Below are 17193 nucleotides of genomic sequence, written 5' to 3' on the forward strand. Positions count from 1 at the left end.
CCCTTATAAACATTTGAATAGCAAGGTAAAAACCTTATTTTTGTATTAAACCTTAGTAACAATAATAAACTTGCAAACTCAACCTTATTAGCTTATTAAGCAACTTAAAAACAAGTTAATAAGGTAGGTCTATATTTCTACTGTGTCCCTATGTGTTTTCGTATGTGTACTATGTGAGCTAATGAGCAAAATAATACAAGTTAACTTGTGTCGAATACCTATGTGGGCATAAACTAAAATTATTCCTCCGGCAAATAAAAGTTTTCAGGAAAACGGGCTGTCACACCTTTAAAAAAAGACTGTATTTCTTTCAAATCCTTTTTCTCGTCTCCCGTAGGGTAAAATATGCCTGTGATACCTAATTCTTTTTTACCATAATCGATATATGCCAACTGTATAGGCACATTTGCCTGAACGGCAATATTGTAAAATCCCATTTTCCATTTCCGTACCTTCTTGCGCGTACCTTCGGGAGTAATAGCTATATGAAAAGTATTGCGGTTATTAAACATGTCAACCACCTGCTGCGTAACCGATGTTTTTTTCGAACGGTCGACAGGCACTCCACCCATACTACGTAGCACATTCCCAACAGGGAAAAAGAACCACGACTTTTTCATCAGAAAAGACGCATCTCTATCCTCCGCCCAATAATACAACTTACCCAGAATAAAGTCCCAGTTGCTTGTATGGGGCGCCACACATATAACGCTTTTGGGAGGTTCGGGTACTGTGGTAACATACTTCCAACCTGCAACTTTCAACAACCAACGGCTAATTTTTTTCATACATACTGAGGTTACTCGTTTTTTTAATACAAACACAAAGCTACTGCTTTTCGTTCAAACCACAAGATGTTGAAAAATATTTTAGCAGCAACCAATCCAAATCATTAACTTTGTAAAAATAAATTCCCTCTGATTCGTAATTTACAAGGAGATATTTATTCCGAATGCACAGACTGATTTATTTGTTTTAAAGTAGAAATAATTTAGATGTAAAGCGGACTATAGTCACTAAACACTAACTAAAATTTCAGATGTCGCAACCCGAACAGCGGTTTCATACCGCTTGTCGGATAATAAAGTCGGTATTTGGCTGGTTTGAATATTAAGAACTGATTTTCTTGTACATTAGAGATTATATTCAATAAAAATTATGCTCTAACCATCAACACTTTAGAGGCTAATATATTTAAATTCAAATACATGCACTCCGTTAGGAGTGGAAGTTTGGTAACAGCACTATCTTTAGATATAGCGGGCGTGCCGTAGGTACGCGACAATTAGAGAGGAAGTTGCGTACCTACGGCACGCCGGATGATTGAGTGTCCGCATATTACCAAACTTTGCTCCCTACGGGAGCCTTTAATGCTATAATTATTTAGCTCACATAGCACGCTTATGAGAGTTAGTGGTTAATAGCTATAACTATAAAACGGAGGGGCGAAAAATCTTTTGCCCGATAGAATAAAAAGAGGACAAAGAATAAATCCGCTAAACGGGAATAATAATTTAAACACTAATAATTTAAATCGGTATCTTGGTGTCTCCACGTTTGAAAACAAAAGCTATGTATAACTAACTGAACCTATGTGGCACAAAATAAAAACTAATTAAGACGATGTGCTTATAATAAACTATTGAATATAAACAAGGGCAACCGCATCAAAACATGCTAATTTACGACTTTCTTCTTTCGTAGCCATAGCTAATCTTTCCGCCTCAGCTGGTGAGCGTTAAGAAATTCAGCGTAACGTAGCGTTAAACAGGGTTTGCTGTTTGACGAGCGAAGTGAGGAGTTTTAAAGCCTGTAGCGGAGTGTAGCTGAATTTTAGCGAAGCAGGTGTAGCGGTGAATGNAAAGCAGAGTCAAGCTTGCTTGAACTATGCTGAGCGTAGGTGCTTCAACAAGGTTAATTTTTTGTTTACTTTTTCAGCTATAGGAAAAAGTAAAAGCCCGTCCGGCTTGAGGACGAAAGAATAAAAACAAGGCATTTATAACTATGGAATTTCCTTTTTTAGACGAACTGAACGACAGCCAGCGGCAAGCGGTAATATATACGGATGGGCCTTCACTTGTAATAGCAGGTGCCGGCTCAGGAAAAACACGTGTATTGACCTACAAAATAGCATATCTATTAAAAATGGGGATGCGTCCTAACACCATCCTTGCACTTACGTTTACCAACAAGGCTGCAAAGGAAATGAAAAGCCGCATTGCACAAATTGTAGGCGAAAACGTAGCACGTTACCTGTGGATGGGAACTTTTCACTCCATCTTTTCACGCATATTGCGTGCCGAATCCGAAAAAACGGGATATAGCAAGAACTTTACAATCTACGACTCGGCCGACTCCAAAAGCCTGATAAAAGCAATTATCAAGGAGATGAAACTGGACGATAAAGTTTACAAGCCGGGACTTATACAATCGCGCATTTCTTTTGCTAAAAACAACCTGATTACTCCGCAAGCCTATGCGTCGGACAGCGATGTCCAAAAAAGCGACTTGTATGCAAAAGTGCCGTTGCTGAAAGAGATATATCAAATCTATAGCAGCCGATGCAAGCAAGCCGATGCAATGGATTTTGACGATTTGTTGCTACAAACCAACCTGCTGTTCCGCAACCATCCTGACGCTTTGCAAAAATACCAGCACATATTTCAATTTATTCTGGTAGACGAGTATCAGGATACCAATTTCGCCCAATACCTGATTGTAAAAAAACTGGCCGAGGCACATAAAAAAATATGCGTGGTAGGAGACGATGCCCAAAGCATTTACTCTTTTCGGGGGGCAAACATCGACAATATACTGCAATTTAAAAACACATATCCCGAAGCCAAGGTATTTAAGTTGGAACGCAATTACCGTTCCACCAAGAACATTGTAAACGCTGCAAACAGCCTGATAGATAAAAATTCGGCTCAGATAAAAAAGACTATTTTCTCGGAGAAAGAAACCGGTGAACTTATCAAAGTCACCAATGTTTTTACCGATTTGGAAGAAGGTATGTATGTTGCCGACAACATCAAGCTACTCAACAAAAAAGAAAATTACGGTCATCAGGACATTGCTGTATTGTACCGTACCAACTCACAATCGCGGGTAATAGAAGAAGCATTGCGGAAGCAAAATATCCCCTATCGTATTTATGGAGGCCTTTCTTTTTATCAGCGCAAAGAGATAAAAGACGTTATCGCTTATTTTCGCCTCGTAGCAAACAGGAATGATGAAGAAGCCCTTAAGCGCATTATCAACTATCCGGCACGGGGCATTGGCGACACTACCGTAGGGAAACTATTTGCCACCGCTCAGTTACACGGAGTTGGAGTGTGGGATGTGCTGAACGATATGTTGGGATATAACTTACCCGTAAATGCAGGAACTGCTGCTAAACTGGCAAATTTCAGGGATATAATAGACTCGTATGCAGCACTCATAACCGAACTTAATGCGTACGAGCTTGCTCAGAATATAATAAAAGGAACAGGTATACTTAGCGAAACATTTCTCGACCGTTCGCCCGAAAATCTTAGTAAACAGGAAAATATACAGGAATTGCTAAAAGCAATCCACGAGTTTTGCGATGAGAAAGAAAAAAACGGGGAAGCAAATCTTTATCTTTCCGACTACTTGGCTGAAATTTCGTTGCTTACAGATCAGGATACTGACAAAGGAGAAAGCAACCGCGTCACCCTGATGACGGTACACGCAGCAAAAGGCCTGGAATTTAAAGTCGTATTCATAGTGGGCATGGAAGAAGAACTTTTCCCCTCCCCGTTCAATGTAGACAATGAGCGCGATTTGGAAGAAGAACGACGTTTGTTTTATGTAGCCATCACGCGCGCCGAAGAGCGTTGTTTGATAAGTTATGCACGTTCGCGGTTCCGCAACGGGAAAACAAATTTCTCGAATCCAAGCCGTTTTTTAAAAGATATTGACGAAAGGTATCTTGATATCCCGAAAGATGAAACTATTCTTGACAAGCCAAAGCTAACAGGAAACTGGGACGATGAAGTTAACCTTGAGCGGATGCGCTTCAACAAACAACAGCCAACGATAAGTTTCCAAAAAGAAGAGACTGAATATATACCTGTAAGACCAAAGCGACTGGCTAAATTACCTAAAGGAGATAACAGCAAGGTTACAACCCAAAATCCATCCGTTCCGGTAGGAGCATTTGTCAAACACAGCATATTCGGGATAGGCAAAGTATTGGAAACTAGCATCGTGAATGGCAACGAAAAAGCTGAAATAGACTTTGGCGAAAAAGGAGTAAAATCGCTCCTGCTGAAGTTTGCCAAACTCGAAATATTACAATAAAAACAACTATATTTGTAAAGATATAGGTACAACAAGCAGAAGAAACAAAAAAAGGCTTAAAAACGAAATTGGCTGTATAAACACTCAGAACAGAATAATACTGATTATCAATGTTTTACAAATTTATTTCAAATAACAAGCTGACAATCAGCATAGTATACGTTTTTATATATTGATATTATGTAGACCTTTTATCACTTTTTCAAGAAAAAAATCATATACAAATAAAATAATTAATTAAAATAAAGCATGTCAGAAGAAGTAAAAAAACCATCATCCGAGAAATTGAAAGCATTGCAGCTCGCAATGGACAAAATAGAGAAAGACCACGGCAAAGGCACCATTATGAAAATGGGCGACACCAAAGTGGAGGAAGTTTCCGTTATCCCTACCGGCTCGGTAGGACTGAATATGGCATTGGGCGTAGGGGGCTATCCACGCGGCCGTGTCATTGAGATATACGGGCCTGAGTCGTCGGGTAAAACCACACTGGCAATACATGCCATAGCCGAAGCACAAAAGGCAGGCGGAATAGCTGCAATCATCGACGCAGAACACGCTTTCGACCGTTTTTATGCTGAAAAATTAGGTGTAAACATCGACGATTTGCTTATTTCGCAGCCCGATAGCGGCGAGCAGGCTTTGGAAATTGCCGACCAGCTCATCCGATCTTCTGCTGTTGATATTGTTGTAATCGACTCAGTAGCTGCACTTACCCCAAAAGCCGAACTTGAAGGAGATATGGGCGACTCTAAAATGGGATTGCAAGCCCGCTTGATGTCGCAGGCATTAAGAAAACTTACTGCCAATATCAACAAGACAAATACTACCTGTATTTTCATCAACCAGTTGCGCGACAAAATCGGCGTAATGTTTGGCAACCCCGAAACTACGACTGGGGGTAACGCTCTGAAGTTTTATTCTTCGGTTCGTCTCGATATCCGCAGAATTGGTCAATTAAAAGACGGTGAAGACGTGGTAGGAAACCAAACACGTGTAAAAGTAGTAAAGAATAAAGTAGCTCCTCCTTTCCGCAAAGCCGAATTTGATATCATGTTTGGCGAAGGTATTTCGCGTACAGGAGAAATTATCGACTTAGGAGTTGAATACGGAGTGGTTAAGAAAAGCGGGTCGTGGTTTAGCTATGGCGATACCAAACTGGCACAGGGACGTGATGCTGCAAAAGCAGTAGTAAGGGATAATCCTGAGTTGGCTGATGAACTGGAAGCTAAAATCATGGAAGCTATCCAAAACAAGAAATAAACATCATCTGTTTTTATCAGAATGAATAAATCCGGTTTCTTTTTGAAGACCGGATTTATTTTTACCCTCCAATCAATATTTCCTATCCTCTTTTCCTACCTGAATTTACAATAAGGATTTTAAATCACCATTGTATTCAAAACAAAATGTTAAACACCTTGAGTATAACGAATCAAATCTTTATTAATTTTTCTACCTTATCCATCGTGGTTTGTGTGACCTTAACAGATTTTTCGGTATAAGCCGTTATCGGGAAACAAGTTAGTTTCATTGTTCGCTGCACTGCATCATAAGTGACACATCCTCCTACTCCCCATGATGGGAAAAACCCTGAACGAAACTTCACTACATATTTTTCCACATCATCATATACCGTAATATGGTATTGTTCTTTTATCCGGTACTTAACAACCTCGAACGAAAAATCTGAAGTTTCCACCGGAATGTATCTCTCCATTTTATCCCCAAAGGGAGGTATATCAGTATCTTCGGTATTCAGAAAATTTAATTTCGGTTTTAATAACGAATTAATTACCAATACCAAAGCCAGTGCTACAATTAGGGCTATTACAACTCCGGTTAGCAAAGTGTCCATAAAATTAATAGGACGGGCAAATACCGAATCGAACAATAAATCAAGTGCTACAAATAAAACAAGTGCAATAATTGATACTGCCAAGAAAAGTGTTTTTAATTCTTTCATATTAAATATGTTTTTGAGGATAATTTCATGTGCAAATTAATAAGGCCACTTCTTCTTAAACATTCTTTTTACAAGAATTGTTTTTTGAAAAAAACAAGTGCCTCATTAAATAATGAAGCACTCACAACTATATTCTCAATTTTAATCTTCTTCCTCATATTCATCATCCACGTCAATACTTGTATCCACATCAAATACTGATAACTGGCGGTGAAATATCTCATCGAGCGAAATCTGGAAAGTTTCAGTATGCCCTACCCCCTGTATCACCGAAAGTTTTTCCAATATAATATCCAACAAGTGCCTGTTGTCCTTCGCATATATTTTAATGAACATCGCATATTTTCCTGTAGTATAATGACATTCTACCACTTCGGGTATCTTCTTCATCTCGCTAACCACCGAGTCAAACAATTTCACATCGGTAAGTGTGATACCAATATACGCACAGGTCTGGTAGCCTATCTTATACGTATCTACAATAAATTCAGAGCCTTTGATAACGCCTATATTGCGTAGTTTCTGGATGCGCTGATGAATTGCAGCACCAGACACATTACACTCGCGGGCAACCTCTAAAAACGGTATCCGGGCATCTTTCGATATTAATTGTAAAATCTTTTTATCTAACCTGTCAATTCTATGTTGTCCCATAATACATTATTATTTAGCTTTTCATGTTATTCTCTTTCAACAAGGCTTATTTCTTATACAAATATAGTGAAAGTTGAGGGGTAAGCAAAACTTGTTTTAGCTTACCCGAAACGCATCCTATATTCTACAAATGTATTAAAAATTTTCATTTCTATCTTATATTTTCATACAATTTGAAAGCCGATTTTCAAAAACAATATTAACGGTATTTACCCGAATCGCAATCTTCCATTATACTCAGGTAACTTTGATAGCGCGACTGTGATATTTGCTGATTTTCAACCGCTTCCAACACAGCACAACCCGGCTCATGAATATGAGTACAATTAAAGAAGCGACATTTTTTTGATACCGGAAAAATATCCCTGAAATAATGCCCCACTTCGTTTTTTTCCATATCAATCACACCAAATCCCTTCACACCCGGAGTATCAATTATATACCCTCCCCCGTCCAACTCATACATTTCAGAGAATGTAGTTGTATGCATTCCCTTATTATGAACCATAGAAATACCACTCGTCTTTATATCCGAATCAGGCAATATAGCGTTTATCAAAGTTGACTTACCCACACCTGAATTTCCTGAAAACAACGTTATTTTACCTTTCAGAAAATCAATCAGCCCTTTCAACGAATCCGGATTCAAAGCAGATACTTTAAATATCGGATAATCCATTGTAGAGTATAAATAAGCTAAAGCATCCAGATATTCTTTTTCGCCGTCGTCATAACAGTCTGTTTTATTGAATATAATGCAGGCGGGTATTCTATATGCCTCGGCCGTAGTCAAAAAGCGGTCGATAAAAACCGTATAAGTCTCAGGATAATTTACTGTTACTATCAATGCCGCCCAATCCAGATTGGCAGCAATAATGTGAGCCTGCTTTGATAAATTCGACGAGCGGCGGATAATATAATTCTTCCTTTCCTTTATTTCATATATCAACCCCATACCATCAGGCGTAAGCTCAAAAGCTACTCTATCACCGATAGCAACAGGGTTGGTAGTCTTAATTTCTTTAATACGGAAATTGCCCTTTATCTTACACTCTACCGGTTTCCCGTCATCGCCCTTTACCCAATACGAGCTTCCGGAATTTTTTACAACAAGACCTTCCATATTTATAAGCCCCACCAACCTCCCCTTCGGGGGGAGGCTTTTAAATTAGTACTATATTGTTTACTTTGCCTGCCTATTTACTCAAAAAGCCTCTGTAGCAGTAATATAAAATTGTAATTTGTTATCATAATTACTTTTAGCGACATCAAACCGGACATGAACGCGTGCATCGTTTACACGGCAACGAATCCCTGCACCATAAGCAAACTTCAACTTGTCGGTACGAAAATTCTTGCTATCGAACACATCGCCTGTAGCGCAAAACACAGCAGCTTTGAAACGCTTATATATCGGGAAACGATATTCAGCCTGTGCAGCCAACAGCATATTTTCTTTATACTTCCCTTGACGGAATCCGCGCAGCATATCAATACCACCCAGAGTAGAAAGCATCTGAAAAGGCACGTCCTTACCGAATATACCATCAAATTTGGCTTGAAGCGCAAACACATGCGACCCGAATAATGGAAAGTATTTCCTCAAATCCAAAGAAACCTGTTGCAATGAATATGTACTGCCAAAGCCCGCCTGCGAAAAAGCAAATGAAAATTTGCCAAAAACCCCGCTATAGGGATAAAAAGAATTATCACGGCTATCGTACGTTGCTACCACCCCAAGGCTTGTTTGATAATAAGGCTTCCATCCCGCTTTGCCAAAACGTTCGTAAATACTCTCCTCATTTGCCGTAAAAGTAGAATCTATTTTAATATGCTCAATACGGGTAGCAAGGTTGACCCCTACATATAAATCTTTAGTCACAGCATACTGAGGCTGAAGCAGAACCGAAATAATGCGCGAGGTAAAAGGCTGTTTTATATCATTATCCTGATTGCCAATACCATAATAGTAATCGGGATAATTTCGGAAATTAACGTTAGAATATAAATACCATTTATTATTTCGGAAGTAAATTTTAGGAGTAGTATTAAATATAAATTGATGCCTGAAAGTATATACCGCACTCCCCGAAATGGAACTGATACGGTTCAGGTCTTTACTTTTGAAATAGTAACCGTAAGCGACACCCGGCGCCCAGCTTGTCTCCTGCTGGTACGAAGCGTGAGGAATAACAAAAATACTACTGCGCGACACAATAGAATCGGACTGGGCATGCAACTGAACAGCGAATGCTAAAAATAAAAATAATACGGCTTTACGAAACATATTCAGAAAAACAAAAGCCATCTCAAACCTGATTCGAGATGACTAAAATAGGAATCATTAAATAAACTAAAGCAGAAAGAAATGATTACACAGTCATAATCTCTTTTTCTTTATCAGCAAGCATATCTTCTATCTTCTTGATATATTTATCATGAATCTTTTGTATTTCGGCTTCAGCATCTTTACCGGCATCCTCAGGCAATCCTTCTTTTACTAGTTTTTTCACTTGTTCAATCGCATCGCGCCTTGAGCTACGCACGCTGATTTTAGCTTCTTCGCCTTCGCCACGAGCCTGTTTTACCAGCTGTTTACGACGGTCTTCCGTCAGCGGTGGAATCCCCAAACGGATTGTCTCACCATTGTTCGCAGGTGTAATACCCACATCCGAATCCATGATTGCCTTTTCGATAACAGAAATCATATTCTTTTCCCAAGGCTGAATCACGATTGTCTTAGCATCCGGAGTCGATACGGTAGCAACACTTGCAAGCGGCGTAAGCGAACCATAATAATCCACCCTGATACCATCCAGAATACGCGCATTGGCTTTACCTGCACGTATGTGGGCTAACGACTCGTCCAAATAAGCAAGAGCACCTTCCATGCTTTCCTGCGCTTTATTCAAATAAGGCTTTACGTCTAACATAACTCTATTTTATTAAGAAAATTCCCTATCCCTCACAAAAGAAGCTCTAAGGATAATTTGATTTATACTATTTTTAATTATTGAGAACTCTACTTATTTTTTACCAATGTGCCGATTTTTTCTCCCTGCATTACTTTTTTCAAATTGCCCGGAGTGTCCATATCGAAAACATAAATAGGCATATTGTTTTCCTTGCACATAGTGGTGGCAGTCAAGTCCATAACCTTCAAGTTACGGTTATATATCTCATCATAAGTTATTTCGTCAAACTTCACGGCAGTAGGGTCTTTTTCAGGGTCGGCGGTATAAATTCCATCTACCCGCGTACCTTTCAGCATCACATCGGCCTCTACCTCAATAGCACGCAGCGATGAGCCTGTATCAGTAGTAAAAAAAGGATTTCCCGTCCCGCCCGAAAGAATAACTATTTCGCCTTGCTCCAACGAGGCTATAGCTTTTTGCTTACTATAATACTCCCCTATCGGTTCCATCCGTATTGCAGTAAGCACCCGCGAACGCATGCCGGCAGCCTGTAATGCTGAGTTCAACGCAAGGCTATTGATAACTGTAGCCAACATACCCATTTGGTCGCCCTGCACCCTGTCAAAACCTTTCGAAGCCCCGCTCAGCCCTCTGAATATATTGCCTCCACCAATTACAATAGCTATCTGAACTCCCATCTGCGAAATCTCAGCTATTTGCGAAGCATACTCCGCCAAGCGGTTCTCATCAATTCCATATTGCTTACTTCCCATAAGCGATTCGCCACTCAGTTTCAATAATATCCGGTTAAATACTGCCATATCCTAAAAATTTGAACAAATGTAGCTAATTTGGAATTTATATACAAGTATGCAAAAATAAAAAGCGAGATAAAATCAATTTACCTCGCTTCATTCTTATATATTAAGATTTTTATTTCTTATTCTGCCTTTTCAGCTTCTTTTTCTTCAGTTGCAGGAGCTTCGGCCGGAGTTTCTTCTACTACCGGAGCTTCTTCGGCTTTTGGTGCTTCTTCAACCGGAGCAGCTTCTTCTTTCACTGTTTCCTTTGCAGGAGCAGCTTCTGTAGTTGCTTTGGCAGTACCGGCACGACGAGTACGTTTTGTTTTCTTAGCCGACTTTTCTTTCAACATGTTTTCGTTGTAGTCTACTAATTCGATGATACACATTTCAGCATTATCACCCAAACGGAAACCTGTTCTTAAGATACGAGTATAGCCACCCGGACGGTCTGCTATTTTTACAGAAATTTCGCGGAACAATTCAGTAACCGCTTCTTTATTTTGCAAATAGCTGAAAACCACACGTCTTGAATTAGTAGTATCCTCTTTAGATTTAGTCAAAAGCGGCTCAATATATAATTTTAATGCTTTTGCTTTAGGCACAGTAGTAGCAATGCGTTTGTGCATGATAAGCGAACATGCCATGTTAGAAAGCATTGCCTTTCTGTGAGCCGTTTTACGGCCTAAATGATTGAATTTCTTATTGTGTCTCATTTTTCGTTACTCTTTATCCAATTTATATTTAGAAATATCCATGCCGAATGACAGGTTCAGGCTCTCCAATTTCTCGTCCAACTCAGTAAGCGATTTTTTACCGAAGTTACGGAACTTCAGCAAATCGTTGCGGTGGTAAGAAACAAGCTGTCCTAAAGTCTCTACATCTGCTGCTTTCAAACAATTCAACGCACGTACTGACAAGTCCATGTCGGTAAGTTTTGTTTTAAGCAACTGGCGCATATGAAGTACTTCTTCATCAAATTCATCATTTTCTTCAGCCTTAGCTTGCTCCAACGATATTTTTTCGTCAGAGAACAGCATGAAGTGGTGAATCAGGATTTTTGCAGCTTCTTTCAACGCCTCTTTCGGATGGATAGAACCATCTGTGCTGATTTCTAACACTAATTTTTCGTAATCTGTAATCTGTTCTACACGATAGTTTTCAACTGAATATTTCACGTTGCGAATCGGAGTAAAAATAGCATCAACCGGTATTACACCAATTTCCGCATTCGGATTTCTGTTTTCTTCGGCAGGAAGATAACCACGTCCTTTATTTACAGTAATATCAATTTGAAAACCGGCAGAAGCATCAAGAGTACAAATAACCAAATCAGGATTAAGCACTTCGAAACCAGTAAAATGTTTTCCAATATCGCCGGCTTTAAAAACGGTTTGACCCGAAACTGAAATTGTTACTTTTTCATTTTCTATTCCTTCAACAACTTGTTTGAATCTTACTTGTTTAAGGTTCAGGATAATGTTAGTAACATCATCAATCACTCCCGGAATAGTTGCGAACTCATGGTCAACACCTTCTATTTTGATTGAAGTTATAGCAAAACCTTCTAACGAAGAAAGAAGGATACGACGCAGAGCATTACCGATAGTGATACCATAACCGGGCTCGAGCGGACGAAATTCAAATTTACCTTGAAAATCGTCAGCTTCCAACATGATTACTTTATCGGGTTTTTGAAATGCTAATATAGCCATGGATGTTTATTTATTTTATTTTAAAATTACGATTTGAAAAATACAATTAAAATAATACCAACTAAAAGCCGGTTATTATTTAGAGTACAACTCTACAATTAATTGTTCTTTAATGTTTTCTGGAATATCTTCACGTTCCGGAATATGTAAGAAAGTTCCACCCATGATAGAATCGTTCCATTCAATCCAAGGATATTTGCTATGGTTGAAACCACTTAACGATTCGTTGATAACTTCCATTGATTTGTTTTTCTCACGTACTGCGATAACTTGTCCGGGACGCACGTGATATGATGGGATATTAACAACTTTTCCATCCACAGTAATGTGACGGTGAGATACTAACTGACGAGCACCTGCACGGGTTTTTGCCATTCCCAAACGATAAACTACGTTATCCAAACGAGACTCTAATAATTGCAACAAGATAACCCCTGTTACACCCGGGTTACTTTGAGCTTTTTCATAAAGAATACGGAATTGTTTTTCTAATACTCCGTAAGTATATTTAGCTTTTTGTTTCTCACGCAACTGTGTGCCATACTCCGAAGTTTTACGACGGCGTGTATTTCCGTGCTGTCCGGGAGGATAGTTCTTTTTAGATAATACTTTATCTGGTCCGAAAATAGGCTCACCAAATTTACGTGCGATTTTTGATTTTGGTCCGATATATCTTGCCATTTCTTTTTAATTGTTTTTTATTTATTATTGTCCTACAGACGGGGAACCAGTACTAATCGTTACAGCCGCGGTTGTAGAGAGGTTTAGAAACACAACCCAAAACAATCCTTACCGATTTTTGACGCCTTTTAGACTTGATTTTAATTTACAATTCACATATTTATTTACAATTTACAATCGCCTTATTTGATTGTAAATTGTAAATAATAAAATCGTAAATAAATTAAACTCTTCTGCGTTTTGGAGGACGACAACCATTGTGTGGTAATGGAGTAACGTCAACTATTTCAGTTACTTCTATTCCGGCTCCGTGTACAGTACGGATAGCCGATTCGCGACCATTACCCGGTCCTTTTACATAAGCTTTTACTTTGCGTAGTCCTAAGTCGTATGCAACTTTAGCACAATCCTGTGCTGCCATTTGCGCTGCATAAGGTGTATTTTTCTTTGAGCCTCTGAATCCCATTTTACCTGCCGAAGACCAAGATATCACTTGTCCTTCACCATTGGTAAGTGTGACAATAATGTTGTTGAAAGAAGAGTGAACGTGTAACTGTCCTGCACCATCCACCTTAACAACTCTTTTTTTGGCTGCAACTGTTTTCTTTGCCATATTATTATTACTTTACTAAAATTCGCTAATTGTTAATACCTCAATTACTTAGTTGCTTTTTTCTTGTTAGCAACAGTTTTCTTTCTACCTTTACGGGTACGGGCGTTGTTCTTTGTACTTTGTCCACGTACAGGAAGACCAATACGGTGACGGATACCTCTGTAGCAACCAATATCCATCAAACGTTTGATGTTAAGTTGCACTTCCGAACGCAAATCACCCTCTACCTTGTATTGGGCACCGATAATTTCACGGATTTTAGCTGCTTGGTCATCAGTCCAATCTTTCACTTTAGTGTCTAAATCAACACCAGCTTCATTCAAGATTTTTTTTGCACTACTGCGACCTATTCCGTAGATATAAGTCAATCCAACTTCCCCTCTTTTATTTTGGGGTAAATCTACTCCGACGATTCTTATTGCCATAAACTAATTTTTTGCAAAAATAATTAATTATCCCTGACGTTGTTTAAACTTAGGATTTTTTTTGTTGATAACATACAAACGTCCTTTACGACGAACGATTTTGCAATCTTCAGAACGTTTTTTAATAGATGCTCTTACTTTCATATTATTTGTTTTATTTGTATCTGAACGATATTCTTCCCTTTGTCAAATCGTAAGGCGACATTTCCACTTTCACTCTATCACCCGGCAAAATCTTGATATAGTGCATACGCATTTTACCGGAAATATGAGCAGTAATAACATGCCCGTTTTCCAATTCTACACGAAACATTGCATTAGATAATGCCTCTACAATTGTTCCGTCTTGTTCTATTGCAGTTTGTTTAGCCATAAAATTACCCTTAAATTCCCCAAAGGGGCTTTTAAAAAGAATGCAAAATTAAACAAAATTATGGTTATTTCAAAATTCTCTATTCAAAAGAGAGTGGGATTTAAATTGCTCTGTCTCCTAACACCTCTTCGATATATTGAAAACTGGATAAAATATCCGCTTTACCACGGCGTACAGCTATTGAATGCTCAAAATGAGCCGAAGGTTTACGATCGATAGTTCTTACAGTCCAACCATCACTTTCGAACACGATATTACGCTTACCTAAATTTATCATAGGTTCAATAGCGATTGTCATACCTGTTTTCAGCATTGGCCCGTTTCCTTTTCTTCCATAATTCGGAACATCGGGTTTTTCGTGCAAATTGCGGCCTACACCATGTCCTATCATTTCGCGGACAACAGAGTAACCTCTTTCTTCACAATAAGTCTGAACTGCATTTCCAACATCGCCTAAACGCTTACCTTCAATTGCATTCTCTATACCTTTGTACAGAGATTCCTTTGTGGCTTTCATTAGCGCAATAATTTCAGGCTTCACTTCGCCTACACAAAACGTATAGGCCGAATCGCCGTGAAAACCATTGATATACGCACCAACATCTACAGATACAATATCCCCGTCTTTCAAAATAACTTTGTCAGAGGGTATTCCGTGTACAACCTGCTCATTTACCGAAGTACAGATAGATTTCGGGAAACCGCCGTAACCGAGAAAACCCGGTACGGCTCCGTTATCCCTTATAAATTCATCTGCTACCTTGTCCAACTGAGCTGTTGTGACACCGGGAGCAATTATTTTAGCTACTTCTGCTAATGTCTTTGCTACGATCTGATTACTTATACGAAGTAATTCGATTTCCTCGTCTGATTTTAAAAAAATCATTCGATATTTCCTTTCTTAATAGGCAGCAACGCTACCTGTACGTCCTTTTATTCTACCTGACTTCATCAACCCGTCGTAATGACGCATCAATAAATGACTTTCTATTTGCTGCAGTGTATCGAGTACAACACCTACCATAATCAACAGTGAAGTTCCACCGAAGAATTGTGCAAATTCCTGTGATATACCAAGCAAAGATGCAAATGCAGGCATAATCGCTACAATAGCAAGGAAGAATGAACCCGGCAATGTAATACGCGACATAATAGTGTCGATATATTCAGCAGTTTTCTTTCCCGGTTTTACACCCGGAATGAAACCATTGTTACGCTTCATATCTTCAGCCATCTGTGTAGGGTTAATAGTAACCGCAGTATAAAAGTAAGTAAATGCGATAATCATTATAGCAAATACAAAGTTATACCAAAATCCATTCATATTCAGGAATGTACCCATGAATCCACTAGCACTTTCCGGATTAGCATATTGCATGATTGTAATAGGAATAAACATGATTGCCTGAGCAAAAATGATAGGCATTACACCTGCAGCATTTACCTTAAGCGGAATATACTGACGAACACCTCCATATTGTTTATTTCCTACAACACGTTTAGCATATTGTACAGGTATTTTACGTGTTCCCTGAACAAGCAGGATAGAAGCTGCAATAACAACCAGCAAGAAAATAATTTCGAGCAGGAACATTACCAAACCACCACCGGCATCTGTCAGACGGAATGCAAATTCCCTGATGATTGCACTTGGGAAACGGGCAATGATACCCACCAAGATGATGAATGAGATACCATTTCCAATACCCTTGTCGGTTATACGCTCACCCAACCACATTACGAACATACTGCCCGCACAAAGAATGAGTGTTGAAGAAAAGCTAAACCAAAATCCGGCAGGAAACGCGGTACCACTACTTGCCATCTGCATTTTCAGGTTGATAAGGTACGAAGGGCCTTGAAGCAACAAAATTACAACAGTAAGATACCGTGTAATCTGATTCATTTTTCTACGACCACTTTCGCCCTCACGTTGCATTTTCTGGAAGTAAGGAATAGCGATAGTTAATAACTGTATAACAATCGATGCTGAGATATAAGGCATGATACCTAATGCAAAAACAGAAGCATTGGCAAACGCACCTCCTGAGAACATATTCAATAAACTCATTAACCCACCACTTGTTTGTTGTTTAAGTGCTGTTAACGCTCCTGGGTCAATACCAGGAAGAACGATGAATGAACCGAAACGGTAAATCAGCACAAACAAAAACGTTGTTAATAACCGATTACGTAGGTCTTCAATCTTCCAGATATTCTTAATTGTCTCTATGAATCTCATGCGATTATAATTTTGTTACGGTTCCACCTGCAGCTACGATAGCTTCTTCTGCCGATTTAGAAAATGCATTAGCTTCAACATCTACTTTTTTTGTCAAAGCACCTTTACCCAAAACCTTCACTAACGAAGATTTAGAGATAAAGCCAGCTTCTCTCAATTCGCTCAATCCAACTTTAGTTAAGTTTTTGCTTGCAGCAAGTGTTTCGATTGTTTCCAGATTGATAGCTTTATATTCAATACGGTTGATATTCTTAAATCCGAATTTAGGCAAACGACGTTGAAGCGGCATCTGACCTCCTTCAAAACCTATTTTCTTAGAATAACCTGAACGAGATTTTGCTCCTTTATGTCCTCTGGTTGAAGTACCACCCATTCCGGAACCAGAACCACGTCCGATTCTTTTTCTGGTTTTCACTGAGCCAGCAGCAGGAGTTAAACTATTTAAATTCATGTCTTTTATATTTTAAACAGTAGTGAGTAGTG

General features: G+C 39.0%; 19 protein-coding genes. 2 read left to right on the top strand and 17 right to left on the bottom strand.

Going from position 1 to position 17193, the window contains the following annotated elements; genetic code table 11:
- Positions 1–239 precede the first annotated feature (239 nt).
- On the bottom strand, positions 240–788 hold the full coding sequence (locus tag D0T49_RS01260) for a lysophospholipid acyltransferase family protein (RefSeq protein WP_163628774.1): 549 nt from the start codon (positions 786–788) through the stop codon (positions 240–242).
- A 1216-nt stretch (positions 789–2004) separates the two neighbouring features.
- Between D0T49_RS01260 and D0T49_RS01265 the strand changes: the two genes are divergently transcribed.
- Together D0T49_RS01265 and recA are read left to right on the top strand one after the other, a co-directional pair.
- A complete protein-coding gene (locus D0T49_RS01265) occupies positions 2005–4326 on the top strand; it encodes an ATP-dependent helicase (protein ID WP_163628775.1) in 2322 nt (773 codons plus the stop codon).
- A gap of 249 nt (positions 4327–4575) precedes the next feature.
- Complete coding sequence (gene recA / locus D0T49_RS01270; RefSeq protein ID WP_163628776.1) at positions 4576–5589, top strand: recombinase RecA; 1014 nt, start codon at positions 4576–4578, stop codon at positions 5587–5589.
- Between the two features lie 172 nt (positions 5590–5761).
- On the opposite strand, the gene D0T49_RS01275 is transcribed toward recA, so the two are convergent.
- From D0T49_RS01275 to rplO, 16 genes are all read right to left on the bottom strand, one after another.
- Positions 5762–6292, bottom strand: coding sequence for a hypothetical protein (locus D0T49_RS01275; RefSeq protein WP_163628777.1), 531 nt, complete (start codon positions 6290–6292; stop codon positions 5762–5764).
- 141 nt (positions 6293–6433) lie between these two features.
- A complete protein-coding gene (locus tag D0T49_RS01280; RefSeq protein ID WP_163628778.1) occupies positions 6434–6946 on the bottom strand; it encodes an Lrp/AsnC family transcriptional regulator in 513 nt (170 codons plus the stop codon).
- A 199-nt stretch (positions 6947–7145) separates the two neighbouring features.
- Positions 7146–8069 (bottom strand): ribosome small subunit-dependent GTPase A, encoded by a 924-nt coding sequence (gene rsgA / locus D0T49_RS01285; protein ID WP_163628779.1) that lies wholly within the window; start codon positions 8067–8069, stop codon positions 7146–7148.
- 81 nt (positions 8070–8150) lie between these two features.
- Positions 8151–9254: a BamA/TamA family outer membrane protein gene (locus tag D0T49_RS01290; RefSeq protein WP_163628780.1), complete on the bottom strand. Its 1104-nt coding sequence runs from the start codon at positions 9252–9254 to the stop codon at positions 8151–8153.
- Between the two features lie 64 nt (positions 9255–9318).
- Positions 9319–9879 carry a ribosome recycling factor gene (gene frr / locus D0T49_RS01295; RefSeq protein WP_163628781.1) on the bottom strand — a complete coding sequence of 187 codons (561 nt, stop codon included), beginning with the start codon at positions 9877–9879 and terminating at the stop codon, positions 9319–9321.
- An 89-nt stretch (positions 9880–9968) separates the two neighbouring features.
- The gene (gene pyrH / locus D0T49_RS01300) at positions 9969–10682 is read right to left on the bottom strand and encodes a UMP kinase (RefSeq protein WP_163628782.1); all 714 of its coding nucleotides are present in this window, start codon (positions 10680–10682) and stop codon (positions 9969–9971) included.
- 119 nt (positions 10683–10801) lie between these two features.
- Entirely contained in the window at positions 10802–11377 is a 576-nt protein-coding gene (gene rplQ, locus D0T49_RS01305) for a 50S ribosomal protein L17 (protein ID WP_163628783.1), read from the bottom strand.
- 6 nt (positions 11378–11383) lie between these two features.
- The gene (locus D0T49_RS01310) at positions 11384–12376 is read right to left on the bottom strand and encodes a DNA-directed RNA polymerase subunit alpha (RefSeq protein WP_163628784.1); all 993 of its coding nucleotides are present in this window, start codon (positions 12374–12376) and stop codon (positions 11384–11386) included.
- Between the two features lie 75 nt (positions 12377–12451).
- Positions 12452–13057, bottom strand: coding sequence for a 30S ribosomal protein S4 (rpsD, locus tag D0T49_RS01315; protein ID WP_163628785.1), 606 nt, complete (start codon positions 13055–13057; stop codon positions 12452–12454).
- A 223-nt stretch (positions 13058–13280) separates the two neighbouring features.
- The gene (gene rpsK / locus D0T49_RS01320; protein WP_163628786.1) at positions 13281–13670 is read right to left on the bottom strand and encodes a 30S ribosomal protein S11; all 390 of its coding nucleotides are present in this window, start codon (positions 13668–13670) and stop codon (positions 13281–13283) included.
- Between the two features lie 44 nt (positions 13671–13714).
- Complete coding sequence (gene rpsM / locus D0T49_RS01325; RefSeq protein WP_163628787.1) at positions 13715–14095, bottom strand: 30S ribosomal protein S13; 381 nt, start codon at positions 14093–14095, stop codon at positions 13715–13717.
- A 27-nt stretch (positions 14096–14122) separates the two neighbouring features.
- Positions 14123–14239 carry a type B 50S ribosomal protein L36 gene (ykgO, locus tag D0T49_RS01330; protein ID WP_163628788.1) on the bottom strand — a complete coding sequence of 39 codons (117 nt, stop codon included), beginning with the start codon at positions 14237–14239 and terminating at the stop codon, positions 14123–14125.
- A gap of 10 nt (positions 14240–14249) precedes the next feature.
- On the bottom strand, positions 14250–14468 hold the full coding sequence (infA, locus tag D0T49_RS01335) for a translation initiation factor IF-1 (RefSeq protein ID WP_163628789.1): 219 nt from the start codon (positions 14466–14468) through the stop codon (positions 14250–14252).
- 100 nt (positions 14469–14568) lie between these two features.
- Positions 14569–15354, bottom strand: coding sequence for a type I methionyl aminopeptidase (gene map, locus D0T49_RS01340; RefSeq protein WP_163628790.1), 786 nt, complete (start codon positions 15352–15354; stop codon positions 14569–14571).
- Positions 15355–15369: 15 nt separating this feature from the next.
- On the bottom strand, positions 15370–16710 hold the full coding sequence (secY, locus tag D0T49_RS01345; RefSeq protein WP_163628791.1) for a preprotein translocase subunit SecY: 1341 nt from the start codon (positions 16708–16710) through the stop codon (positions 15370–15372).
- 4 nt (positions 16711–16714) lie between these two features.
- The gene (gene rplO / locus D0T49_RS01350) at positions 16715–17161 is read right to left on the bottom strand and encodes a 50S ribosomal protein L15 (RefSeq protein ID WP_163628792.1); all 447 of its coding nucleotides are present in this window, start codon (positions 17159–17161) and stop codon (positions 16715–16717) included.
- Positions 17162–17193: the final 32 nt, after the last annotated feature.

It is taken from the genome of Paludibacter sp. 221, assembly GCF_010501035.1.
Taxonomy (GTDB): Bacteria; Bacteroidota; Bacteroidia; order Bacteroidales; family Paludibacteraceae; genus QVMH01.